We start from the raw sequence: 22,637 nt of genomic DNA, 5'->3' as shown, positions 1-22,637 counted from the left end.
CATGTTCGTTTCATGAAATTTTATTTTTTATTAGGTGCTTAAGATATATATTTTAAAAAAAAATAAAAACCTAAAAGAGCTTTATTTTTTCTTCATGGAGTTTATTTTTCTCTTTGCTGCCCCTCTTGCGGCAGCACTCTGTGAATCCTAAATCAACTTTTTGACAAACCCCGATGAAGAATTAGAAGTACGAAGTTAGAAATACGAAGTTAGAAGTATGGAGTTAGAAGTGGGAAGTACAATTAAGGAGTTAAGGGAATTAAGATGTTTCATTAAGACTTAATGTTTTAAATCGAACTCACGTGAAATTGGATGTAAAAGACGAGGCTGTCTAAAAAGCCCTGAGTGAACTTTATTTGTCAGTCTGAGCTTGTCGAAGACATGTTGATCTTCAGTAAATTATGCTTCGACAGCCCTTCGACAGGCTCAGGGTGACATTGCTCAGCATGACATCTGAATCTACAGCTTTTTAGACAACCTCGTCTCGCTTCGTGAAATTCGTATTAATCCGCGAAAATTCGTGTTTTCATTACAAATCAAATTTAAAGGCTGCTCCAGCCATGATCTGTACTCCTTGTACAGGATAATACACCATTCGTTCATACTGACTGTTTCCAATATTATTTGCCCGAATAAAAGCCGACCATTGTTTATTGATCTCATACCCCAGATTGGCATTGATATCAAAATAGCCTTCAAGATTTACTATTCGGGATTCTAAAAACGAAGGGGAATCGATATGATCTTCACGCTGACCAACATAAAAAACATTAGCTCCGACTGACCATTTGGCAATCTGATAATCGAAAAACAAAGAGCTTTTAACTATCGGTAGATTCCAAGCTTCGGCTTGGTCTTCTGTATTGTAATCAAAGAATTCTGCATTAACCCCCAAGCTAAAATCATCTTCCAAATCCACCGTCACTTCTCCAAAAACCGAAATGGTGGTTACATCGTCATAAATCACCCCGAAAGAATTTCCATAGGCATAACCTTCAGCATTGTTCACTCCACTATCAGGACCTGTGTAAAACGAATTGGAACGGTAAAGCGGCTTGTGGTTTTCATTGATATAAGATCCTTTTAAATTATATCCCACTTTAGGCAAAAAACGCCCTTTCACCCCCACATAAGCATTGTATTGCTGATCGGTAGGCATTATCTCTACCGTTGGCGATATGTATGGATTTTCCTGTGCAAAGTCGTAAAACGAATTCTGTTTCAGTTGTCCGTCTACACCTCCGTAGGCCGTTACATATTCGTTCACGATATCGTATGAAACGCTGACATCAGGATAGAAAAAAACGTCGTTGTTACTGCTTTCTAAGTCATGGTTGTAGAATACCGAAGCCCCTAAATTTACGGTCACATCATCACCTAAAATTTGAATTCCGGGGGTAACACCCACTAATGCATTGCTATAATCGAGCTGGTCTTCATTGGTATAAAACCGGTCAAAATTTCCGCCAACATAATCCAAAATCAAATCGATATTGATCATTTCCTCCCCTGCCGGAAATTGAAACTTTGGCGTCATCACCGCTCTGTTTTCCCCGGTTTTAAACCTATCATTAAAGAATCTGTAATAAATTCTACCTCCTTTAAAATAGGAATCTTCAAATTCCAGATCCCCTCCAACAACACCTGTGAAATAATTCTGTCTTTCATCAATATTATCAGCTTCATCCACCCTATCCGGCGGCAGACCGTACCAATTATAGATCTGATGCTGAATTCCACCAAAAACACCCCAATTCATATATCGGTTACGCTGGCGGTAATGTAATTCCAAAGCGGTATCAAAAAAATTGTTGTCCAATACCACACCATCGATATCGCCCTGTGACGAATGATGGTTGAACAACACATCAAAGGTTTCATCCCTGTTAAAATCCCTGCTGGTATAAAAATCCACTAAAGCTGTATTGTAATTACCCAAGCCCAACGAAAGGTACGAATTGTACAATTGTTCTCTTGCCGCTTTTTTCAGTGTTGTCGCTTTCCCCTTTGAAGGGGTAAAAGTCGATGCCACCGGCACGGAAAAAATCGTATAGTCGATGTTTTTCTTGGTTGTTGTGATCGAATCGTTCAACGAAGGTTTCTCTTGTATTTTATTAGCATCAGAAATGGTTGGTGTATAGGATTTCACTACATCGACCACTTCGGTTCCTATTCCTTCTTCTTCTTCTTTCTCGTCAGTCTCTTTTTCCTGTGCGATTGCCGAAAAACTTGCTGTTAGAACGAGTAGTACACTTAAAATTATAGGATTGCGCATTGTATATCTTGATGTTTTATCGTCTGTTTTCATTAAAATCGGTTTCATAAAGAACAAGTCTTAATTTTGATTCGGATTTACGGAAGAATTGCGTTGTGCCTCTTTGGATTTTATAATAGAAAGCTCCGTTTTTGCTTCCGCTACAATTTCAGGGTACTGTGTGAAGTTATCGATCACATTTTGTAAAATATAAGTCGCCTGAAAAGCATCATCCATAGCAAAGAAATTCTTCGCCATCACGATAAGCCCTTTAGCGCCCATTTCCTTGTATGCGGAATAATCCTTCGCCAATTTTTGAGCTGATTGATTAGAAGCTTCATAATTACCTTCTTTGTTTTTAAAATAGGCATCATAATACAACGCTTCGGCAGCCAGGGCTCCGGTCGCGATCTTCTGTACTTCGGCATAAGCCGATTTTGCTTTGGCTTCATTATCGGTAGCAATAGCCGATCTGGCAATCATCACATGGGCATCACTTTTGATCCGGTTGTCTACTTTGGAATTACCGAGTACCTTTTCAGCATAACTAATGGTCTGCGGATAATTTTTCTGCTCATAGCTCGCTTTCATGATGTTGGACTGTGCAAAAATGATATTCTGACTGAAATCAGCGCTTTGTTCCAACGTTTTCAATACGGAAATCGCTTTGTCGTAATTATTGGCATCCAAATAGATCTCACTAGCTCTTACATAGGATTCTTCTGAAAACTCATTTCGCGGTTTATTCACGATATATTCATAATGCGGTAAGGCCTGTTGTTGGTTCCCATCGTTGAAATAGGATTGCGCCAGATAAAAATGAGCTTTCATGCTGTGCAATCCGTTTGGAAATTGGGATAAATAACTTTCCAAACCTTTGATGGCCGCACTGGTATTTTTTTGTGCATATTGAGATTCAGCAGATTCAAAAGTTGCGTTTTCCAATTCGGCATCGCTCACTTCAACAAAATCTAAACCTTTTACCCATGAAGCGTATTCGCTTACCCTGCCTTCATCCACATAGATCTGTTTGGCCGTAGCCACCGCCTGTATCGATTCAGGTGTGTTTGGATATTTGCTCACCACCGTCCTGAACTTGGACAGTGCTTTTTCGTTCTGATTGCTGTTGAAATACACCAAACCTTCTTTTAAAATGGCTTTGGGCACAAACGAACTCATCCTGTATTCCGACACCAATCGGGTGTAGGCTTCAATTCCCTTTTGTGTATTGTTATTATTGATATAAGTGTTTCCCAATTCATAAAGTGCATCATCCCGTAGGGGCGAGTTTGAAAATCGGTTGATAAAAGACTCCAACTCGGTTATTTTATTTTCTGTACGGTCTACAAACCCATAACTGATCGCTTTCTGAAAATTGGCATAATCGGCATTCTCCCCGCCAAGTTCGATCGCCTTGTTATAAGCTTCCATCGCAGGCCAATATTCGCGGTTTACAAATCGGCTGTCTGCCAAGCGCAAATAGGCATCTTTTTCATGTGCCTGATCTTTGGCTCCTTTGCTGTCTATATATTCTTTAAAATGATTGGCTGCCTGACCGTATTCTTTTTGTTTGAAATAGGCATAAGCCATATTGTAATCGAGGTTTTTAAACTCTGGTGTCTGCGAAGCCATCGCATTCTGGTCAAATTGCTTAAATCCGATGACTGCTTCACTATAGTTTTCCAACAGATAATCGGTTTCTGCTTTCCAAAAAACAGATCGCGCCGTATAAAACTGATCCTGCTGTTCTTTGGCCGATTTACCGAAATATGTTCCGGCTTCCTCATAATTCCCCTCGTTGAACAATTCCAATCCGCGGTAAAAAGCCACTTTTTGATAGGTGGTCTTCGTACTGAAATTCTTATTCTTCTCCAACAGCTCTAAAGCTGCATCATAATTTTTGGAAGTGATATACGAATCGACCAACAACTCTTGTATCTCCTGCCTGTTTTCACTTTGAGGATATTCCTCCAGATAATCCATCAACACTTGTGGTGCACTCTTGTACGGATTCCCGATCTCGTAACTCAAACGGGCATAATTCAAATAAGCATCTTTTTTTATCTGCTCGTCAAAAGGCATTTGCGAAGCATTTCTGAATGCGTTCAACGCCTGCTGTTTTTTACCCGATTCCAAATAGCATTCCCCCAAATGATAATAAGCGTTTTGGGCTACTGAATTGGATCCTTCAATAATTTTATTGAATTGCCCGATAGCTTCGTTGTAATTTCCTTGCTTATAATACGCATAGCCTAACTGATAAAAATCGGTGTTGTTCCATTTGCCATTTTTCCCTTTGTATTCCTTTAAATACGGAATGGCCGCTTTGTATTCTTTTTTATTGAAATAACTCTCGCCAATGATTTTGTTCAGTTCTGAAAGCTCATGTGCATCGGCATTGGGCATTTGTTCTTTTGCCAGGGCAATCGCCTTATCGAAATTACCCAGCTTAAAATTCATGTCCGCCTGATAGTACGACAGATTTTTGTTCAGCTCTTCATTCCCTGAAACCTGTTCAAAATATTGATTGGCTTCGGTATAATCGTCACCTTCATAGGCCATATAACCTATATAATATTTGGCCTGCGAACCGTATTTTTCCGAGTTAGACACCCGTTCCAGATACTTTTTAGCCTCCCCGTGTTTTTTGGCTGCAAAAAGCGAGTACCCCTTTTTAAAATTGAACTCTTCCCTTTCAGCGTTACCTACAACACCGTCCTCCGCCAGATCATACCATTTTAAAGCATTGGGATATTTTCCCTGATCAAAATAATAATCGGCTACATTCATATAAGCCGAACTACGTTTGGTCGATGTCGGGTAATTGTTCACAAAATCCTCCATCAGTTTATCAGCTCCCAACTGATTGGTCCGTATCGCCGCATTGGCAATATAATAGGCTGCATCTGCCTCGGTTTCCTCATTGGTTGTATTGGCTTTTACCTTTTCAAAAATAGCCTGTGAAGCTTGATATTGTTTATCGTTGTATAAAGCAACCGCTTTGTGAAGGTCCTTTTGGACATATGTGTAAACATTGGATTGTTGTGCATAAGTTCCTATGCCACTCAGCATTAACAATGCTGCCAATCCTTTTTTATTCAGATTCATAAAAAATCAGTTTTATTCTTGTTTCAAAAATACGTGAATGCACCTTTTTATAACGCCGTTTTTTTGTTATAATTATCCTAAGAGGATGTTTAAGCTGATTTCAATTGGCTAAAAAATGCACTAAAGAAAGAAATCAAGCCATTATTTAAGCGAGTTCTTTACCTTTGAGGTTTCGATGAAGGCCACAAATACAATTTTGTTTCATTTTTTAAGTTGTTACCTTTATCGAGCCCTCATAGAGGGATATAGTATAGCCAAGGCGCTGCACTGAGCCTAGCCGAAGTGTATTTGCCTCAACAAAAGGAGGTGAATAGACCCATAGTTTTTAAGAGAGAGGTAGTGATTATTTGCTTAATTACTTAATGCAATCAAATACAGATGTTTAACACATATTGTTTTGTGTAAAACAATGGAAACATGAACGATCAAAAACAAATAACCGACAACGAACAAGAAACACATATGAGTGACGTAATTTTAGACCTAAAGGATGTGGCCATCTATCAAAAGGAAAACCTGGTTTTAAGCGAAATCAACCTTCATATCTCTAAAGGGGATTTTGTATATCTCATCGGGAAGACCGGAAGCGGAAAGAGTAGTTTTATGAAAACCCTTTATGGCGATCTGCCGCTTACACAAGGATCGGGCACTATTGTGGATTATGACCTGCGTACACTCAAAGAAAGTGATATTCCGTTTCTCAGACGGAAACTGGGCATTGTTTTTCAGGATTTCAAACTCCTGCCCGACCGCACCATTAACGACAACCTTCTTTTTGTCCTGAAAGCTACGGGCTGGGGCGATAAAGACAAGATAGCCGCCAAGATCGACGAGGTTTTGGCCAAGGTCGGGATGGCGACCAAGGGCTTTAAATATCCTCATCAACTTTCCGGAGGGGAACAACAACGTGTGGCTATTGCCCGTGCCTTGTTGAACGACCCCGAGCTTATCCTCGCCGATGAGCCCACTGGAAACCTCGACCCGCAAACCAGTGTAGATGTCATGAAAGTACTTAAAGACATCAACGAAAGCGGGCGTACCATCCTTATGGCTACGCACGACTACGCATTACTCCTGAAATTCCCTTCCAAAACCTTGAAATGTGATGGTAGTAAGGTGTTTGAAGTTGTACAGAAGAATGTGTGAGGGAGACAGAAGACGGGAGCCACTTAATCGCTAATGAAAATGCATATAGATTCAAAACCTTCTGTTTAGGTCCAAACATGAAGTCTTTACGATAAGACCTAAAAGTTTCTCCTTTTTCGCTAAAAGGAACATGATTGAACCTAAACGGAACACCTTTTGGGCTAAAAACATCTTGAAAACACCTCCCTACCCCTTCCGAAGGTACAGATAATAAATATTCACCCCTACAATCACTAAATTGGTTATGATCACAGGAATAGACGGGAGTAAAAATCCGTAGACCACAAACAAAATACAGCCAACGGAGTTGATCATACGCAGTTTGCGGATATCTTTCATAAAAAAAGAAAGCAGCACTCCCAGTGAGGCCGCATAACCAATCAACTCGGTTATAGAGGTGTCGAAATAATCCATGTTGTTTTTTTACAATATTTAGGGGCTGTTAACACTACACACTCAAAGCGGCTTTTTGGTCTATTTCCCGTCTCTTTTCGTTATTTTTTCTTTATTTGACGCTGCCAAATTCGTCAAAAATGCCTCAATAGGCAAAAAATATCTTCAAAAATCCATCTTTTCTGGTAGTATTAGCAGACCCAAGCGCCTTTTTTTAATATCAGTTACATTAATAAATTAGCATTTGACATTAAAAACATAACTTATCCTATAAAATGTGTAAAAAATATGGGATAATAATCACAATCTATTATTTTTACGGCAAACGATTTCTTTTTTAGAAAAACAATTCATGGAAATTTTAGGTATAGATGTTGGTGCTTCGGGTATGAAAGGAGCCATTGTAGACATAGAAAAAGGGATTTTATTAACAGAACGGTTTAGGATCGAAACCCCAAGACCGGCCACTCCCGACGCGATGGGTGCTGTGATCAAAGAAATTGTAGATCACTTTAAATGGGATGGTCCTGTGGGCTGTGGTTTTCCAACCTCGATAAAAAACGGGGTTTGTCTCACGGAAAGCAATCTTCATAAAAAATGGGTTGGTGTTAATGCTGAAGACTTTTTTGAAAAGCAGACAGGCTTGCCTTTTACAGTGGTAAACGATGCCGATGCCGCCGGTATCTCTGAAATGGTTTTCGGAGCAGGTAAAGGCAAAGAAGGCTTTGTACTTATCATAACCGTAGGAACCGGTTTGGGTTGTGGTGCTTTCTACGACGGAAAGCTGATTCCCAACTTCGAACTCGGACAGATGTACTACAAAAAGTATAAGAACATTGAAAAATATGCGGCCAATTCCGTTAGGAAAAATAAAGACATGAGTTTTAAAAAATGGGGGAAGCGTTTTAAAAAATTCCTTAAATATGTCGATCTCATCCTCTCCCCCGACCTGTTTATCATTGGCGGTGGCGGAAGTAAACACATGGATGAATATGAAAAATATTTAAAGGTAAAAGTACCCGTAATCCAAGCGGAATCGCTTAATGAAGCCGGTATTATCGGTGCCGCTTATGCAGCAAAAGAATTGGTTGTTGTTAAATAAAAAATTTCTTGAAATTGACTATCCTCAAGGCAGAGCCATCGGGGTCAAAAACCGTCCCGAATAGACTCGGGATTATATTTTACCTCACCCCTGAACTCCTGAAAATGGCAGTTCTGATCTGCCTAAGGCGGAAAAAGCAAATAGGAGCCTGTCTACCGATAGGCAGGCATACGGAGAATTTTAAGATTAAAGAACTTCTATCTAAATTTTGTTAATAAGAAAAGGCTGCTTTAAAAAGTTAAATTTTCAGGCAGCCTCTTTAATTTTATTTATCGGTTTATACTAACCGATTTGTTTTCCATAACGTTTACGATCCACTTCTTTTAAATAGACCTTTCTAATACGCATGCTCTTAGGAGTCACCTCTACATATTCATCTTTTTGGATGTATTCCAAGGCTTCTTCCAAAGAGAATTTTATGGCAGGAACAATCTTCGCCTTATCATCAGCTCCGGAAGAACGTACGTTGGAAAGCTTTTTGGTCTTCGTGATATTCACCGTCATATCATCACTTCGTGTATTTTCACCGATAACCTGTCCTTCATAAATCTCTTCGTTAGGATCTACAAAGAATTTTCCACGGTCCTGCAACTTATCAATTGAATAAGGAATAGCTCTTCCGTTTTCCATAGAGATCAGCGAACCATTGTTTCTTCCCGGAATCTCACCTTTGTATGGTTGATATTCCAAAAATCGGTGATTCATGATAGCCTCTCCCGCAGTAGCGGTCAACAACTGGTTACGCAATCCGATAATTCCTCGTGAAGGAATGTTGAACACGATGTTCATTCGGTCGCCTTTTGGTTCCATGCTCAGCATTTCCCCTTTTCTCAACGTTACCATTTCCACGGCTTTTCCTGAAATATTTTCTGGAAGGTCAATGGTCAGTTCTTCAACAGGTTCACACTTCACTCCGTCAATCTCTTTTATAATTACCTGAGGTTGCCCAATTTGAAGTTCGTAGCCTTCTCTTCTCATGGTTTCGATCAATACTGAAAGGTGCAATACCCCACGTCCATAAACCATAAACTTATCGGCACTGTCTGTTGGCTCCACGCGAAGCGCTAAGTTTTTTTCCAATTCTTTTTCAAGACGCTCTTTGATATGTCTTGAGGTCACGAACTTACCGTCTTTTCCGAAGAAAGGTGAGTCGTTGATGGTAAACAACATACTCATGGTCGGTTCGTCAATGGCGATAGTTGGCAAACCTTCAGGATTTTCAAAATCGGCTACAGTATCACCAATTTCAAAGCCCTCCAATCCGGCAATTGCACAAATATCTCCGGCATGGACTTCATCTACTTTCTTACGGCCCAGACCATCAAAAAGGTGAAGTTCTTTTATTCTTGATTTCACAATACTTCCATCCCTTTTTACCAAAGAAATGTTCATTCCCGCTTTCAACATCCCTCTCTGCAAACGTCCGATAGCAATACGCCCCGTAAAAGATGAGAAATCCAAAGAAGTAATAAGCATTTGTGTAGTACCTTCTTCCACTTTAGGAGAAGGAATATATTCGACCACCATATCCAATAGTGGTTCTATATTTTTGGTTTCTTGCTGCCAATCATCAGACATCCAGTTATTCTTGGCAGATCCGTACACAGCAGGGAAATCCAACTGCCATTCTTCTGCGCCCAATTCAAACATCAGGTCGAAAACAGCTTCATGCACCTCATCAGGCGTACAGTTTTCCTTATCCACTTTGTTAACCACCACAATGGGTTTCAACTTCATGGAAATCGCTTTTTGCAACACAAAACGGGTTTGCGGCATAGGGCCTTCAAAGGCATCAACCAAAAGAAGTACACCATCGGCCATGTTCAAAACACGTTCTACCTCACCACCAAAATCGGCGTGACCGGGAGTGTCGATAATATTGATCTTTGTATCCTTGTACATTACAGACACATTCTTAGAAAGAATGGTAATTCCCCTCTCCCTTTCCAGGTCATTGTTGTCGAGGATAAGCTCCCCGGTTTCCTGATTGTCCCTGAAAAGTTCACAATGATGTAAAATCTTGTCAACTAGCGTAGTTTTACCGTGGTCTACGTGGGCAATAATTGCTATGTTTTTAATGGATGTCATAATACCCCTTTTGCTTTTAAGGGCGCAAAGGTACGGTTTAATTTGTTGATTTATACATAAAAGGGGAAAGATAATGTTTTGACGATTTTTTTTGATAGGCCTGACAGGTTTAGCTTGTCCCGACATTTATCGTCGGGAAAACTGTCAGGTCTTAAAAAAACGGATTTCCGCCTTCGCGGGAATAAAACATCGTTTCCGTATCTTTGCATCCTAAATCAAAATAAAAGATGGATTTAAATAACATCCCACAAATAAAACACACTGATAGCGATAATTTTTTCCTGTTGTCCGGTCCGTGTGCCATTGAAGGTGAAGACATGGCGCTTCGCATAGCTGAAAAGGTCGTCAGTATAACCGACAAGCTTAAAATTCCTTACGTTTTCAAAGGCAGTTTTAAAAAAGCGAATCGCAGTCGTATCGATTCTTTTACCGGTATAGGCGACGAAAAAGCCCTGAAGATACTCCGCAAGGTTTCTGAAACTTTTCATGTGCCTACCATTACCGATATCCACAAGGAAGAAGATGCCACTATGGCTGCTGAATATGTTGATATACTACAAATACCTGCCTTTTTGGTACGCCAAACCGATTTGGTGGTAGCCGCTGCCAAAACCGGAAAGACCGTGAATTTAAAGAAAGGTCAGTTTATGAGCCCAGAGGCCATGAAACATGCCGTACAGAAAGTACTGGATTCCGGTAATGACGAAGTGATAATTACTGATCGTGGTACCATGTTCGGTTATCAGGATATGGTGGTTGATTTTAGAGGTATTCCGACCATGAAACAATATGCGCCGGTTGTGTTGGATGTCACGCACTCGCTTCAACAACCCAACCAAAGTAGTGGTGTCACAGGAGGAAGACCGAGAATGATAGGTACGATTGCCAAAGCTGGTGTTGCTGCGGGGATAGACGGACTTTTCATGGAAACACATTTTGATCCGGCCAATGCAAAAAGTGATGGCGCCAATATGCTTCACCTCGATCATTTGGAAAAGCTACTAACCGATCTTGTTGCCATTCAAAAAACAGTGAACAGCCTATAAAGCAGTACGATACTTTTTAGGAGTTTTACCATAAAAACGTTTAAATGCCGCACTGAAATGTGTGGCATTTTTATATCCTATCTCTTCGGCAATCTCATAAATAGGTAGCTGGGTCCCTTTGAGTAACTCTCCTGCTTTGTTCATTTTTTCGGTGGAATAAAATTCGTTGATAGAACAACCAAAAACACGTTTGAACTCCTTTTTTAATATATATTCATTCAATGCCAATTCCCTCGACAATTCTTTTATGGAATAGTTCCCATTCAGGTTATCGGCCATCAGTTGTTTTGCCATGTAGAGTTTTTTCAGGATTTTGTCCTGTGTAGAGCCGATTTTGTGTAGGTTTCCGTTTTTATAATTGGTGATCTGAAGCGCCAGTAATTCTAAAATTTTGGCCTCTACAAACAACCTTTTACACATCCCTGTCAGTTTTGTCTCCTGAATGCTCATCAAGATGGAAAGGATATCGTTGGACATGGATTGCACCAAATGTTTGTCGGTAAAAGACTTAAACGGACTCAAATCTTCAAACCCACGCCGTTTTAAATAAGAAAAAGGTAAAAAAACCAATATTTCCCGAAATGGCTTTTCTCCGGTAAGCCTAGTATAACCTTTAAATACTGAGCTTTTTACTGCATAACATTCCTGATTTTCATTCAATACATCGTTCATTCCGTTTAATGAAATAATCTTTTCTCCGTCGATCATAAAAGACATCTGCACCAAATCACAACACACTTCGTCATAAAAAACCAAATCCCTTTTCAACTCTATATTGCAGGTATAAACAGCAACCTCATCAAATTCTGTATAGTGGATAGTCCCTTTACCGTATTTTGGATCTAACTGATATTCTGAATATTGCACTCCACTACCGTCTACTGACTTGACCTCAAATGCGATTGCATCTTTAAAATCCTGTTTATACTTCGCTAGATTGATTAATTCACAATTAATAAAATCGCGTCTTTTTTTATCCATATCGCGTCACTAATAGTACACTTCCTTTACTAAATTTGCCCCTCAATTTATTTAGACCAAATATAAATAACTATTTTGAAATGAAAAAGATAATACTCATTCTATCTGTTATTTTCCTAAGTGCATCAACTTTTGCCCAGGAAGGTAGCATTACAGGAAAAGTAATTGCAGAAGATGGAGAGGTTGTGTCAATGGCCACAATAATGCTTAAAAACACCCAAAAAGGTTCGCAAGCCGATGAAAACGGGCTTTTCAAACTGAATAATATCCCCGAAGGAAAATACACTATAGTGGTTAGCAGTGTTGGTTTTCTTCAATCTGAATCCAAAGTAACAGTTATAGCTGACCAAAACACACAAATTGACAACATCACACTAAAAGAAAATACTGAAGAGCTGGATGAAGTAGTTGTAAATGGTAACGGGCTCAACGATTTTGTGGTAAAAAAACCTTCACCTTCACTACGTTTGAAGACTGAGGTAGTAAAACTTCCTCAAAACATTCAGATTATCAGTAATGAAGTTTTGGAGAACCAGAACATCATTAATATGATGGAGAGTGTAACCCGAAATGTGAGTGGAGCCATGATGATTGAGCACTGGGGAACATTTGCCCGTGTCAACATGCGTGGATTTAAACTACCTGCCTTTAGAAATGGTATGAATGTCGAAATGCCATGGGGGCCATTATCAGAAGATATGAACATGGTAGAACAGATCGAATTTGTAAAAGGACCTGCCGGATTTATGCTTTCTGCCGGAGAACCGGGTGGTTTTTATAATGTTGTTACCAAAAAGCCTACCAAAGAGAGCATCAACAAAATATCATTTACAGCCGGGAGTTTCAACAGTTATAGGGCTGCTTTTGATTCTGGTGGCGCTTTAACATCAAATGGAAAATTGCAATATCGCTTTAATGCCATGTACCAAACGGCAGAATCCCACAGGGATTATGATGAAAGCAGCAGATATAGTATTGTTCCATCGTTAAAATATGAAATATCAGACAAAACATCGGTAATTACAGAGTTTGCTTATCATAGAGCTGATCAAATTTTAGGTGCGGCTTATGTTTTTGCTCCCGCTGATGCCGGATTTGCCAGCTTAGACAGGAACTTTAGTGGTTTGGATCCCAATATGCCCAAAACAAATATTGAAGAATTGAACCTTACTACCAACATCACCCATAAATTCAACGATAAATGGTCTGTAGTAGCTCAGCACACCTATATGAGATATGATCAGGTTGAAGGTGGCGATTTGTGGCCAGATGCCGTAGAACCCAACGGAGATGTATACAGAAGGTTATATGCTTTTGATGCACTAAACACAAATCAGTTAGGACAAATTTATGTGGATGGTGAATTTAATACCGGCCCAATAAAACACCGTGTAATGGGAGGTTTTGATTTTCGTGATTTGAGCTATTATGCAGATTGGAACCAAACAGGGCTTGTTGATGTTGAGGAGCCTTTTAACATATTCAATCCGGAATATGGTAATGTAGTATTCCCGGAATTCGACAGGTCACAATCGGTAAAAATAAGAGGCGAAGGCAACCATCAAGGGATGAAATATAATGCTTTCTATGCTCAGGATGAGCTTTGGATGTTTAATGATCGATTAAGATTAACATTGGCTGCACGATATACAGACGCAGAGATATTTGCATATGGAAACACTAGTGATGATTCTAAATTCACCCCTCGTTTTGGGTTGAGCTTTGATGTTTTGCCAAGTTTAACGGTTTATGGTTTGTATGATCAATCATTTACCCCTAATTATGGAGCAAGTGCTACCGGGCAGAAATTTGATCCCGTTGAAGCAAAAGATATAGAAGGAGGAATAAAGAAACAATGGTTCGACGGAAGATTGAATACAAGCTTAACAGCATATCAAATTACTAAACAAAATCTATTGGTAGCTGATCCCGAAAATCCAAACTTTTCAATCCAGATCGGTGAAGTACAATCAAAAGGATTTGAGTTTGATGTGCAGGGAGAAATTACTCCGGAGTTGAATGTTATTTTAAATTATGCCAACACTAATGTAGAGGATCTTGATGGAACACGTATTGCCGGACACGCCAAACATATGACTAACGGTTGGTTAAACTATAATTTTAATAACGAATCTGCCCTACACGGTTTTGGAGTATCATTAGGATACCAGTACCAAGTAGACAGAGCATCATGGAGTTGGGGAGCTGAAAATGAAGCCCTTCTACCAAATTATTTTAGGTTAGATGGAGGTTTAAACTGGCATAGCGATCATTTCAATGTAAACCTCAATATCAACAACATATTAGATGAATATTTGTATTCAGGTGCTTCATACGGTTCGTATGTATACTGGCAGGCTGAACCGGGAATCAACGGAAGGATTACAGTAGCCTATAGATTTTAATTCACTGTCACCCTGAGCCTGTCGAAGGGAAGTAAAACAAGTCTTCGACAAGCCTGCCTGACGGTAGGCAGGCTCAGACTGACAATATTTAATAAATGGTTGCTTTGCTAACATAAAAAAGACAAAAATGAAAAAAACTATTTTAACTATCGTAATGATGTGCTTTGCCATAGCACCCTCTTTTGCGCATTACCTTTGGATAGAAACCAACCCAACGGGAAGTGTAGGTAACGGACAAGAAATTAAAGTCCATTATGGAGAATATACCTATGGCGTTATCGAGGAAGTGGAAGGCGAAGCCTTTCCCAAGGTCAGTAAATTTACCGTGTGGGTTGTAAGCCCTTCCGGGGAAAAAACAGTCCTGCAAACCACAGCAGAAAAGACCTATTACAAAGCTGTTTTTACTCCTGAAGAAGAAGGGACTTATACTGTTCTTCTGAATAATAACGAGATTGATGTGATTGATTATACCCAATACGATTTTGGTATTTTCAAAACGCATTACCACGCCATGGCCAATGTCCATGTGGGCAATGTAAAAAACGATACTGCTGCACAAAACGAAAACGGACTTACCGTTAAACGTATTTCAACAGAAGATGAAGAAGTAAAGCTACAAGTGTTGTATAAAAACAAGCCATTGTCAAAAAATGAAGTTGCCATTTATGTGGCCGACCTATGGTCTAAAAAACTGGAAACCGATGAAAACGGCTATCTTTCATTCAAACAACCTTGGGACACCAAATATATTGTAGAAACAACTTATAAAGAAGAAGTTCCCGGTACTTATAAGGGAGATGATTATGAATTTATATGGCATTGCGCCACATATTGCATGCCCTAAACCAACTATTGTATAAATTGAAGTTTGAATTGGCAGTACAACTCTGAATTTCCTTCAGGGTTGTACCTGTTATAAAAAGCCACTAAAATGATCTCGATTATTACTTTATTGATTTTTACCGGATTCTACGCTTTGTACAGCACCTCCAAACGTGCGGTCCTAAACAAGGCTCCACTCGACCTGTGGTTACAGCAAAAAGGTAAATTCTTAAAGCCTATCGGAATCTTCCTTCTTTGTCTGGCTGCTGTATTGATCATTTTGGATCAAGGCTTTGCCTCGGGACTGTTTTTCTGGTTTATTATCCTCATGACCTTAGGAAGTTTGATTGTATTACTGAGTCCATTAAAGCTTTTCAGCTACAAAACCCTTTTGATTGTCTTTTTATGTCTGTTAACTACTGAAATTTTCATTCTATAATGCCTGCAAACAAAAAACACTTATCCTCTCCATGGCAACGGTTTGCCAAAGTATCTGCCGGAATCCTCGGCGGTTATCTCGTGACCATCACTTTACATTTGGCATTGGCCACTTGGCTTGACCATGCCAATGTGATGATGACCTTAACATATTCAGGGTTTATCCTATGGGTCGTTTTTATGATCTTGGCTTTTTTGGGCAAAAACGGATGGAAGGTCTGGGGGATCTATCTTTTGCTTACCCTACTCTTTTACGCTGCTTTCTATTTTGGTAAAATGTACAATCCTATAATCGAATCCTAATGAACAAGCGCCAATACAACATCCTTTTTAATACACACACCATAAGCGGGATTGTCATCAGTGCTGCTCTTTATATTATCTTTTTTACAGGATCTTTTGCCTTTTTCAGGGATGAAATTGCCAATTGGCAAAAAAACGAAGCTGTTGCGCCCAACTATCAAGGTATTACTGCCAACATAGATTTGGTTATAGATTCGCTTCAAAACACCTATCAACTCTATGGAAGGGATATCGAAATCGCCAGCCACTACAACGAAAGAAGGGTGAGTGTCAATCTCGGAGCTTCCAAAGACTCCCTGACAGCTGATAAAGACAAAGTTGGCGCATTTTTCTACATGGACACCAAAACATATGACACCTACAATTATCTGGAATCATATACCTTGGGCGAATTTTTGTATCGCCTGCACTTTTTCGCACAGATAAAATACCCCATTGGCTATTACCTCTCCGGTTTTGTCGCTCTCTTTTTTCTATTTGCCATTATTACCGGGATATTAGTGCATTGGAATAAAATCGTATCCAACTTTTATACTTTCAGGCCAAAGGCCAAGCTCAAAACCATCTGGACTGATGCGCACACGGCTTTAGGAGTAATTGGTCTGCCGTTTCAGTTTGTCTATGCTGTTACCGGTTCGCTTTTTATGCTGACTGCCCTCGTAGCTGCTCCCAACATCATGCTTTTATATGACGGAGATCAGCAAAAAATGTATGAAGACCTTGAATTGGCCGACAAACCTGTTGCCCTGGGTTATGAAAAACTGAATGAAATTCCGTCTATTGAAGGCTTTATCGATAAAACCAAAGACCAATGGGAAGATTTTCAAATTTCCCACGTACATATTTTCAACTACGGAGATAGCAATATGCGGGTTTCTGTTGAAGGCGAACTCGATGACAAAAAAGTATATAATGACCTTGGTAAAACCGTTTATCAAGCTTCAACAGGAGAGATCATAGCACAAAAAGACCCTACCAATCCATCTTATCTCAATGGAGTAAGAAATGTGATGTACCGCCTACATTATGGGGATTATGGGGGTTTTGCATTGAGGCTCATCAGTTTTGTTTTGGGGATTGTCTCCTGTTTTGTCATCATCTCTGGGGTATTGATCTGGCTGGTGGCAAGAGACAAAAAAAATGTTCCGGAAAAGAAGAGACGTTTCAACAGCGCCTTGGTCAACATTTACCTTTCGGTTTGTTTAAGCATGTACCCTATTACAGCACTTACGTTTATTGCTGTCAAGGTTTTTCATCCGGCAGGACAATCGTTCCTCTACAATTTTTATTTCATTGGATGGTTGCTCCTCTCCGTGTTTTTTATCATCAAAAAGAATCATTTCTTTACCAATAAATACTGCCTGCTTTCAGGAAGTATCCTTGGTTTACTGATTCCTGTAAGCAACGGAATAACAACCGGAAATTGGTTTTGGAAAGCCTACGCAAACGGACATTTTCAATCCTTTTTTATCGATGTGTTCTGGATTGTACTCGCTTTGATCACTTTATGGGTTACTTTTAAATTGAAGAAAAAACCAAATCAGAAACCCCTAAAAATTGAGAAAGCACAACATTAAAAAATGTGCGCTTTCTACAACAACCTAACCAATAAATAAACAAAATCAATTTCTTTTTTCAAGGAAGCTGCTTTTTCATAGCATTTTCCCATCAACTTCTCCACCAAGTTAGGAAATATTTTATTATTAAAAAAGTAAATTGAACGAAAAATTTTGTTAAAATGTAAGAATTTAAGGATAAAATAAGTTTTTATTTACTCTTCAACAACATCTCTATCAAAAGAAAATGATACACAAACATAGCTGTCATCTTGTCACAACCTCTGAATTGGTATTTTTTTTGCCATTGCAATACCAAGAATTATAATAACAAAAAAATTATATATATGACAACCGGAAATATTAATGTATCCGTAGAGAACATCTTTCCGCTGATCAAAAAGTTTTTATACAGCGATCACGAAATATTTTTAAGAGAACTTATATCTAATGCCACAGACGCCACCCTAAAACTAAAACACCTGACCAATATCGGGGAGGCTCCGGGTGTTGAATATGGAAACCCTTTTATTGAAGTAAAGGTCGATAAAGAGGCTAAAAAGCTTCACATTATCGATCAGGGAATTGGTATGACAGCCGATGAGGTTCAGAAATATATCAACGAAGTTGCCTTCTCCGGTGCTGAGGAATTCCTTGAAAAATATAAGGATTCCGGCAAAGACAGCGGTATTATTGGTCATTTCGGACTCGGTTTTTACTCCGCATTTATGGTAGCCGACAAGGTGGAGATCATCACAAAATCTTTTAAAGACGGACCCGCTGCACATTGGGAGTGTGACGGATCGCCGAAATATTCGCTTGAAGAAGCCGATAAAAAAGATCGAGGTACGGAGATCATCCTCCACATCAACGAAGACTCTTTGGAATTCCTTGAGGATGGAAAAATTACTGAACTGTTGACCAAGTACAACAAGTTCATGCCTATCCCGATCAAATTCGGAACTAGGGAAGAAACAAAAAAGACCGGGGAAGGTGAAGATGAGAAAGAAGAAAAGATCACGGTCGACAATATTATAAACAATCCGGATCCGGCGTGGACCAAACAACCGACTGATCTTAAAGAAGAGGATTATAAAAATTTCTATCGCGAATTGTACCCCATGCAATTCGAAGAACCTTTGTTCCATATCCACCTGAATGTGGATTACCCGTTCAACCTGACCGGAATTTTGTATTTCCCAAAATTAACCAACGACCTGAATATTCAAAAAGACCGAATTCAGCTTTATCAAAATCAGGTGTTCGTCACCGATAATGTAGAAGGTATCGTTCCTGAATTCTTAACTATGTTAAGAGGAGTTATCGATTCTCCGGATATTCCGTTGAACGTTTCCAGATCGTATTTGCAAGCTGATGGTAATGTGAAGAAAATTTCGAGTTACATCACCCGAAAAGTGGCCGATAAGCTCAAATCCCTCTTTAACGAAAACCGTGAGGATTTTGAAAAGAAATGGAACGACATCAAGATCGTGATCGAATACGGAATGTTGTCTGAAGATAAATTCTTTGAAAAAGCTGATGCTTTTGCCCTCTACCCTAGCGTAGGCAGAACCTATTACACTTTTGAAGAATTGCAGGAAAAGATCAAAGACGCACAAACCGATAAAGACGACAAACTCGTTGTGCTATACGCCAGTGATAAGGATGCACAACACACCTATATCAATGAAGCCAAAGAGCGCGGTTATGAAGTATTGTTGCTGGACTCTCCTATCGTTTCCCACTTGATCCAGAAATTGGAAACCAGCAAAGAAAACATTTCATTTGCCCGTGTGGACGCTGATTCTATTGACAACCTCATCAAAAAAGATGAAGAAAAAATCTCTAAACTTTCTGATGAAGAAAAAGAAAAGCTGCAAACCGTTTTGGATGAAGTAGTTCCGAAGGAGAAATTTACCGTGCAATTGGAGGCATTGGACAGCAACGTGTCACCCTTTACCATCACACAACCGGAATTCATGCGACGAATGAAAGAGATGAGTGCTACCGGTGGCGGTATGATGGGGATGGGCAATATGCCCGAGATGTACAATTTGGTCATCAACACCAACCATGAATTGGTCAATCAGATAGTGAATACCAAAACAAAGCCAAAACAAGAGCGACTTATCAAACAGTCACTCGATCTGGCGCGTTTGTCACAAGGCTTGTTAAAAGGTGAAGAACTAACGAATTTCGTAAAGCGCAGCTACGATATGATCAAATAAACCGGAAGCATTCGGTTAAAATAAAAATTCTAAATCAGAAGGAAGGAGGTTGTCTAAAAAAGATTGTTTTTTAGACAGCCTCTTTTTATTCAAACTTTCGCATGCTGGTGCGAGCCTGCCTATCGGCAGACAGGCATCTTGCTCGTACCTTACTTTATAAGCTATTAATTACTCGCGCTAGTGGGAGATGCCTACTCGATTAGTGGTTGTTTTCGTATTCGTTTAACTTTTATTTCTTTTTAAAATCTTAAATGAAGATTCAAGGTCTTTTTTTATAGTCTCAAAGGTCTTTTTAGAAGGATTGACAACACAAACCCAGTTCATTGAGCCATATGTAGGATGAGGCAATAATGTGTCCTCTTTTGTAAAATCGATTCCCACGTTCATATATGCTTCAATTCCTTTTTTATTTGTTAGATTTCCAAACTTCGATTTAAAAGCTTCTTTGTCCATACAGAAATTTAGACGGTAGAAACCTTCACGGTCAAGATTAGATACCGAATCATATTCATTATCCTTGGTTATCAAGGTAACAAATGGAAGTTTGCCGTTATCCTGATGCATAAAAAACAAATCATCTTTAGCTTTCACAATATTTAAATCATCAAAATTTTGGAGAAGGTAGGATTTAATTTCATCAATTGTCATAAATAATTATTTTTTACAAATTTCAGAAACTTGGTGTATTTTTACAAGTAGTTACCAAAATGGCATATAGTTACCAAAAGTAAAGTAATTAGATATTATGAGCTCTAAACAAGAAAATAAAACTTCAGATTGTCCATTCCAAGAAGCGATGGATTTACTTTCAGGTAAGTGGACAATGATTATTATCAATAACCTTATGGCTGGTAAATTGAGATTTAAAGAACTAGAAAGAAAAATTGAAGGTATTAATACAAGAATGTTAGTTAAAACGCTTAAAGAACTTGAATCGAGAGAAATCGTACTAAGGAAAGCTTATCCTACTGTTCCTCCGACTGTAGAATATTCACTAACAAAAAAAGGTATGTCATTGCAGCCTGTAATCAAAGAAATCCAAACTTGGGCCATTAATAATATGCCATTGTTAAATTCTTCAAATAACCGCTAACGGGGGGCAGCCATGAGCTGTGATGTGGCTCTAGCATCTTGCTCGTACCTTACTTTATATAAACTTATAATTAGCTCGCGCTAGCAGAGGGATCACACATAGGATGTCGAGCAAGTTATATAAATATTGATTTATAGACGAACCGAGCTTTATCCATAAATCAACACGTTTAAAAACAAGATGATGATATGGATAAAAAATTAAAATATTAACTTTGAAGAACTAGGCTAGTGCTTTTCATAGGATACCTTGTTAGCAAAAGTTTTAAATTATGAACGAACAAGACAAAATATTATTGGATACTTATATGTGTGGGTTTAATGACGAATTAGATGGTAGAACAAGAATGTGGAATCCAAATCCATTACTATTGCGAGCGTATAATTTAGGTAGACAGGATGCAATTATTGGTGATGATGTAAGGTCAGTTGATTATCAGACTGATGAAGAAATTGTTAATAGGATACGGAATCAAAATGTTTACTAACGGTTTGGCTATGAGCAATAGTGTTCCGTAGGGCGCTATTGCTTATAGGTTTTGTTAGTTGTTGGTTTTTTATTTCTTCGAGTTCGTTGCAATTCTGAATCCCAAATCGTCTATTTTAAATGAGAAAGGGTGGCTTCTTCTTCGAGTTGTCGCCATTACACTCCTTTCCTGGTCGCACCAACCACCACCACGGAAAACCCGATATTCCCCGTAAATGGTTTTGTCATAAATGTCCGTACACCATTCCCAAACATTTCCTAGCATATCATAAAGTCCCCATTCGTTAGGTTTCTTTTGCCCAACATCTTGCGGTTGATTATTAGAGTTGCCCTTGTACCAAGCAATATCATTTAACTCTCCATATCTAATATTTTTTGTACCGGCTTGACAAGCGTATTGCCATTCTGCTTCAGTTGGTAGTCGAAACCCATTTGCTTTCGAATCAAATGTTATTTCCTTTATTTCGAGGTCAATGGAATAGCATTGGGTTTTTCCTAAAGACTCAGATAACTTATTACAAAAGCTCACTGCATCAATCCAAGAAACTGTCTCAACAGGTAATCTATCACCTTTGAATGTCGAAGGGTTTTTGTTGGTCAATGCTTTATATATTTCCTGTGTAATTGGAAATTTCGATAATTCGAATGAGTCTATATCAGCCAACCAGATTTCCTTTGTTCGGTCATCTCTCATTTCAACAGTTCCTGTCGGGATTGGGACAAACAACTCATCAATTAATTCTTTGTCTATATTTTTCTTTGTTGTTTCCACGGTTGTTTTTAAATAACAGCTAACTTAAATATAACCTCCATTAATGGCATTTACGCCTCTAAAATCGGTTGGATAAACGTAATGACATTTATTTCTCTTATCAAATATAATCTTTTTCTTTAGGCATATTCAAGAAGCTCTTAGCCAAAAAACTGTTCTGTTTGGGTGAAAAAACGAACCGACGGCTTATTATGGTGGTCCTAATACGTTGTTGGGGTAGTCCGTTTAGGCTGTTTACTAATAGCATCCAAAACGCTTTTATTGAATTTTTTAAACATACTGAATTTGCTGAGGTTTTGATGAAATTTCAACGTTTGTGGTTTGGTTCCGGCCTACGATAAAAATATTGAAAATCAAGGAAGCAGCGGTGGGTTAAAGATAAAAATCTGTTTGAGTTCCGCCCCAAGGCGGAATGA

General features: G+C 38.9%; 18 protein-coding genes. 11 read left to right on the top strand and 7 right to left on the bottom strand.

Annotated features, from left to right (window positions below; all coding sequences use genetic code 11):
* Window positions 1–529: 529 nt before the first annotated feature.
* Entirely contained in the window at window positions 530–2,323 is a 1,794-nt protein-coding gene (locus tag OOZ15_RS06335; protein ID WP_265955102.1) for a TonB-dependent receptor, read from the bottom strand.
* Window positions 2,324–2,335: 12 nt separating this feature from the next.
* Complete coding sequence (locus OOZ15_RS06330) at window positions 2,336–5,362, bottom strand: tetratricopeptide repeat protein (protein ID WP_265955101.1); 3,027 nt, start codon at window positions 5,360–5,362, stop codon at window positions 2,336–2,338.
* A gap of 462 nt (window positions 5,363–5,824) precedes the next feature.
* Between OOZ15_RS06330 and OOZ15_RS06325 the strand changes: the two genes are divergently transcribed.
* On the top strand, window positions 5,825–6,508 hold the full coding sequence (locus OOZ15_RS06325) for a cell division ATP-binding protein FtsE (RefSeq protein WP_265955238.1): 684 nt from the start codon (window positions 5,825–5,827) through the stop codon (window positions 6,506–6,508).
* A gap of 186 nt (window positions 6,509–6,694) precedes the next feature.
* Here the strand turns inward: OOZ15_RS06325 and OOZ15_RS06320 are convergent, their stop codons facing one another.
* Window positions 6,695–6,922, bottom strand: coding sequence for a YgjV family protein (locus tag OOZ15_RS06320; RefSeq protein ID WP_265955100.1), 228 nt, complete (start codon window positions 6,920–6,922; stop codon window positions 6,695–6,697).
* Window positions 6,923–7,253: 331 nt separating this feature from the next.
* Here OOZ15_RS06320 and ppgK point away from each other — a divergent pair, with 331 nt between their 5' ends.
* Window positions 7,254–8,003: a polyphosphate--glucose phosphotransferase gene (ppgK, locus tag OOZ15_RS06315; protein ID WP_265955099.1), complete on the top strand. Its 750-nt coding sequence runs from the start codon at window positions 7,254–7,256 to the stop codon at window positions 8,001–8,003.
* A gap of 282 nt (window positions 8,004–8,285) precedes the next feature.
* Here the strand turns inward: ppgK and typA are convergent, their stop codons facing one another.
* A complete protein-coding gene (gene typA / locus OOZ15_RS06310; protein ID WP_265955098.1) occupies window positions 8,286–10,091 on the bottom strand; it encodes a translational GTPase TypA in 1,806 nt (601 codons plus the stop codon).
* A 227-nt stretch (window positions 10,092–10,318) separates the two neighbouring features.
* Between typA and kdsA the strand changes: the two genes are divergently transcribed.
* A complete protein-coding gene (gene kdsA, locus OOZ15_RS06305) occupies window positions 10,319–11,137 on the top strand; it encodes a 3-deoxy-8-phosphooctulonate synthase (protein ID WP_265955097.1) in 819 nt (272 codons plus the stop codon).
* On the opposite strand, the gene OOZ15_RS06300 is transcribed toward kdsA, so the two are convergent.
* On the bottom strand, window positions 11,132–12,118 hold the full coding sequence (locus OOZ15_RS06300; RefSeq protein ID WP_265955096.1) for a helix-turn-helix domain-containing protein: 987 nt from the start codon (window positions 12,116–12,118) through the stop codon (window positions 11,132–11,134). The genes kdsA and OOZ15_RS06300 overlap by 6 nt on opposite strands.
* Before the next feature lie 80 nt (window positions 12,119–12,198).
* On the opposite strand from OOZ15_RS06300, the gene OOZ15_RS06295 reads away from it, so the two are divergent.
* The 6 genes from OOZ15_RS06295 to htpG all read left to right on the top strand — a co-directional run bounded on the left by OOZ15_RS06295 (window position 12,199) and on the right by htpG (window position 19,870).
* Complete coding sequence (locus OOZ15_RS06295) at window positions 12,199–14,523, top strand: TonB-dependent receptor (protein ID WP_265955095.1); 2,325 nt, start codon at window positions 12,199–12,201, stop codon at window positions 14,521–14,523.
* A 127-nt stretch (window positions 14,524–14,650) separates the two neighbouring features.
* A complete protein-coding gene (locus tag OOZ15_RS06290) occupies window positions 14,651–15,367 on the top strand; it encodes a DUF4198 domain-containing protein (RefSeq protein WP_265955094.1) in 717 nt (238 codons plus the stop codon).
* A gap of 87 nt (window positions 15,368–15,454) precedes the next feature.
* Window positions 15,455–15,784, top strand: coding sequence for a hypothetical protein (locus OOZ15_RS06285; RefSeq protein WP_265955093.1), 330 nt, complete (start codon window positions 15,455–15,457; stop codon window positions 15,782–15,784).
* A complete protein-coding gene (locus OOZ15_RS06280) occupies window positions 15,784–16,086 on the top strand; it encodes a hypothetical protein (RefSeq protein WP_265955092.1) in 303 nt (100 codons plus the stop codon). Before OOZ15_RS06285 ends, OOZ15_RS06280 begins: the two co-directional genes overlap by 1 nt.
* Window positions 16,086–17,663: a PepSY-associated TM helix domain-containing protein gene (locus OOZ15_RS06275; RefSeq protein ID WP_265955091.1), complete on the top strand. Its 1,578-nt coding sequence runs from the start codon at window positions 16,086–16,088 to the stop codon at window positions 17,661–17,663. The genes OOZ15_RS06280 and OOZ15_RS06275 overlap by 1 nt, the downstream gene beginning before the upstream one ends.
* Window positions 17,664–17,989: 326 nt before the next feature.
* Window positions 17,990–19,870, top strand: a complete 1,881-nt coding sequence (gene htpG / locus OOZ15_RS06270; protein WP_265955090.1) for a molecular chaperone HtpG — start codon at window positions 17,990–17,992, stop codon at window positions 19,868–19,870.
* A gap of 222 nt (window positions 19,871–20,092) precedes the next feature.
* On the opposite strand, the gene OOZ15_RS06265 is transcribed toward htpG, so the two are convergent.
* Window positions 20,093–20,518 (bottom strand): DUF6194 family protein, encoded by a 426-nt coding sequence (locus tag OOZ15_RS06265; RefSeq protein WP_265955089.1) that lies wholly within the window; start codon window positions 20,516–20,518, stop codon window positions 20,093–20,095.
* A gap of 97 nt (window positions 20,519–20,615) precedes the next feature.
* On the opposite strand from OOZ15_RS06265, the gene OOZ15_RS06260 reads away from it, so the two are divergent.
* Window positions 20,616–20,963 (top strand): winged helix-turn-helix transcriptional regulator, encoded by a 348-nt coding sequence (locus tag OOZ15_RS06260; RefSeq protein ID WP_265955088.1) that lies wholly within the window; start codon window positions 20,616–20,618, stop codon window positions 20,961–20,963.
* A 271-nt stretch (window positions 20,964–21,234) separates the two neighbouring features.
* Window positions 21,235–21,450 (top strand): hypothetical protein, encoded by a 216-nt coding sequence (locus tag OOZ15_RS06255; protein ID WP_265955087.1) that lies wholly within the window; start codon window positions 21,235–21,237, stop codon window positions 21,448–21,450.
* Between the two features lie 69 nt (window positions 21,451–21,519).
* On the opposite strand, the gene OOZ15_RS06250 is transcribed toward OOZ15_RS06255, so the two are convergent.
* A complete protein-coding gene (locus tag OOZ15_RS06250; protein ID WP_265955086.1) occupies window positions 21,520–22,221 on the bottom strand; it encodes a formylglycine-generating enzyme family protein in 702 nt (233 codons plus the stop codon).
* Window positions 22,222–22,637: the final 416 nt, after the last annotated feature.

It is taken from the genome of Galbibacter kalidii (assembly GCF_026241135.1).
Taxonomy (GTDB): Bacteria; Bacteroidota; Bacteroidia; order Flavobacteriales; family Flavobacteriaceae; genus Galbibacter.
This window is presented reverse-complemented; position numbering and strand designations above follow the sequence as displayed.

Coding starts and splice junctions, on each gene's coding strand:
- OOZ15_RS06335 (WP_265955102.1), bottom strand. CDS start 2,323: ATGAAACCGATTTTAATGAAAACAGACGATAAAACATCAAGATATACA.
- OOZ15_RS06330 (WP_265955101.1), bottom strand. CDS start 5,362: ATGAATCTGAATAAAAAAGGATTGGCAGCATTGTTAATGCTGAGTGGC.
- OOZ15_RS06325 (WP_265955238.1), top strand. CDS start 5,825: ATGAGTGACGTAATTTTAGACCTAAAGGATGTGGCCATCTATCAAAAG.
- OOZ15_RS06320 (WP_265955100.1), bottom strand. CDS start 6,922: ATGGATTATTTCGACACCTCTATAACCGAGTTGATTGGTTATGCGGCC.
- ppgK (WP_265955099.1), top strand. CDS start 7,254: ATGGAAATTTTAGGTATAGATGTTGGTGCTTCGGGTATGAAAGGAGCC.
- typA (WP_265955098.1), bottom strand. CDS start 10,091: ATGACATCCATTAAAAACATAGCAATTATTGCCCACGTAGACCACGGT.
- kdsA (WP_265955097.1), top strand. CDS start 10,319: ATGGATTTAAATAACATCCCACAAATAAAACACACTGATAGCGATAAT.
- OOZ15_RS06300 (WP_265955096.1), bottom strand. CDS start 12,118: ATGGATAAAAAAAGACGCGATTTTATTAATTGTGAATTAATCAATCTA.
- OOZ15_RS06295 (WP_265955095.1), top strand. CDS start 12,199: ATGAAAAAGATAATACTCATTCTATCTGTTATTTTCCTAAGTGCATCA.
- OOZ15_RS06290 (WP_265955094.1), top strand. CDS start 14,651: ATGAAAAAAACTATTTTAACTATCGTAATGATGTGCTTTGCCATAGCA.
- OOZ15_RS06285 (WP_265955093.1), top strand. CDS start 15,455: ATGATCTCGATTATTACTTTATTGATTTTTACCGGATTCTACGCTTTG.
- OOZ15_RS06280 (WP_265955092.1), top strand. CDS start 15,784: ATGCCTGCAAACAAAAAACACTTATCCTCTCCATGGCAACGGTTTGCC.
- OOZ15_RS06275 (WP_265955091.1), top strand. CDS start 16,086: ATGAACAAGCGCCAATACAACATCCTTTTTAATACACACACCATAAGC.
- htpG (WP_265955090.1), top strand. CDS start 17,990: ATGACAACCGGAAATATTAATGTATCCGTAGAGAACATCTTTCCGCTG.
- OOZ15_RS06265 (WP_265955089.1), bottom strand. CDS start 20,518: ATGACAATTGATGAAATTAAATCCTACCTTCTCCAAAATTTTGATGAT.
- OOZ15_RS06260 (WP_265955088.1), top strand. CDS start 20,616: ATGAGCTCTAAACAAGAAAATAAAACTTCAGATTGTCCATTCCAAGAA.
- OOZ15_RS06255 (WP_265955087.1), top strand. CDS start 21,235: ATGAACGAACAAGACAAAATATTATTGGATACTTATATGTGTGGGTTT.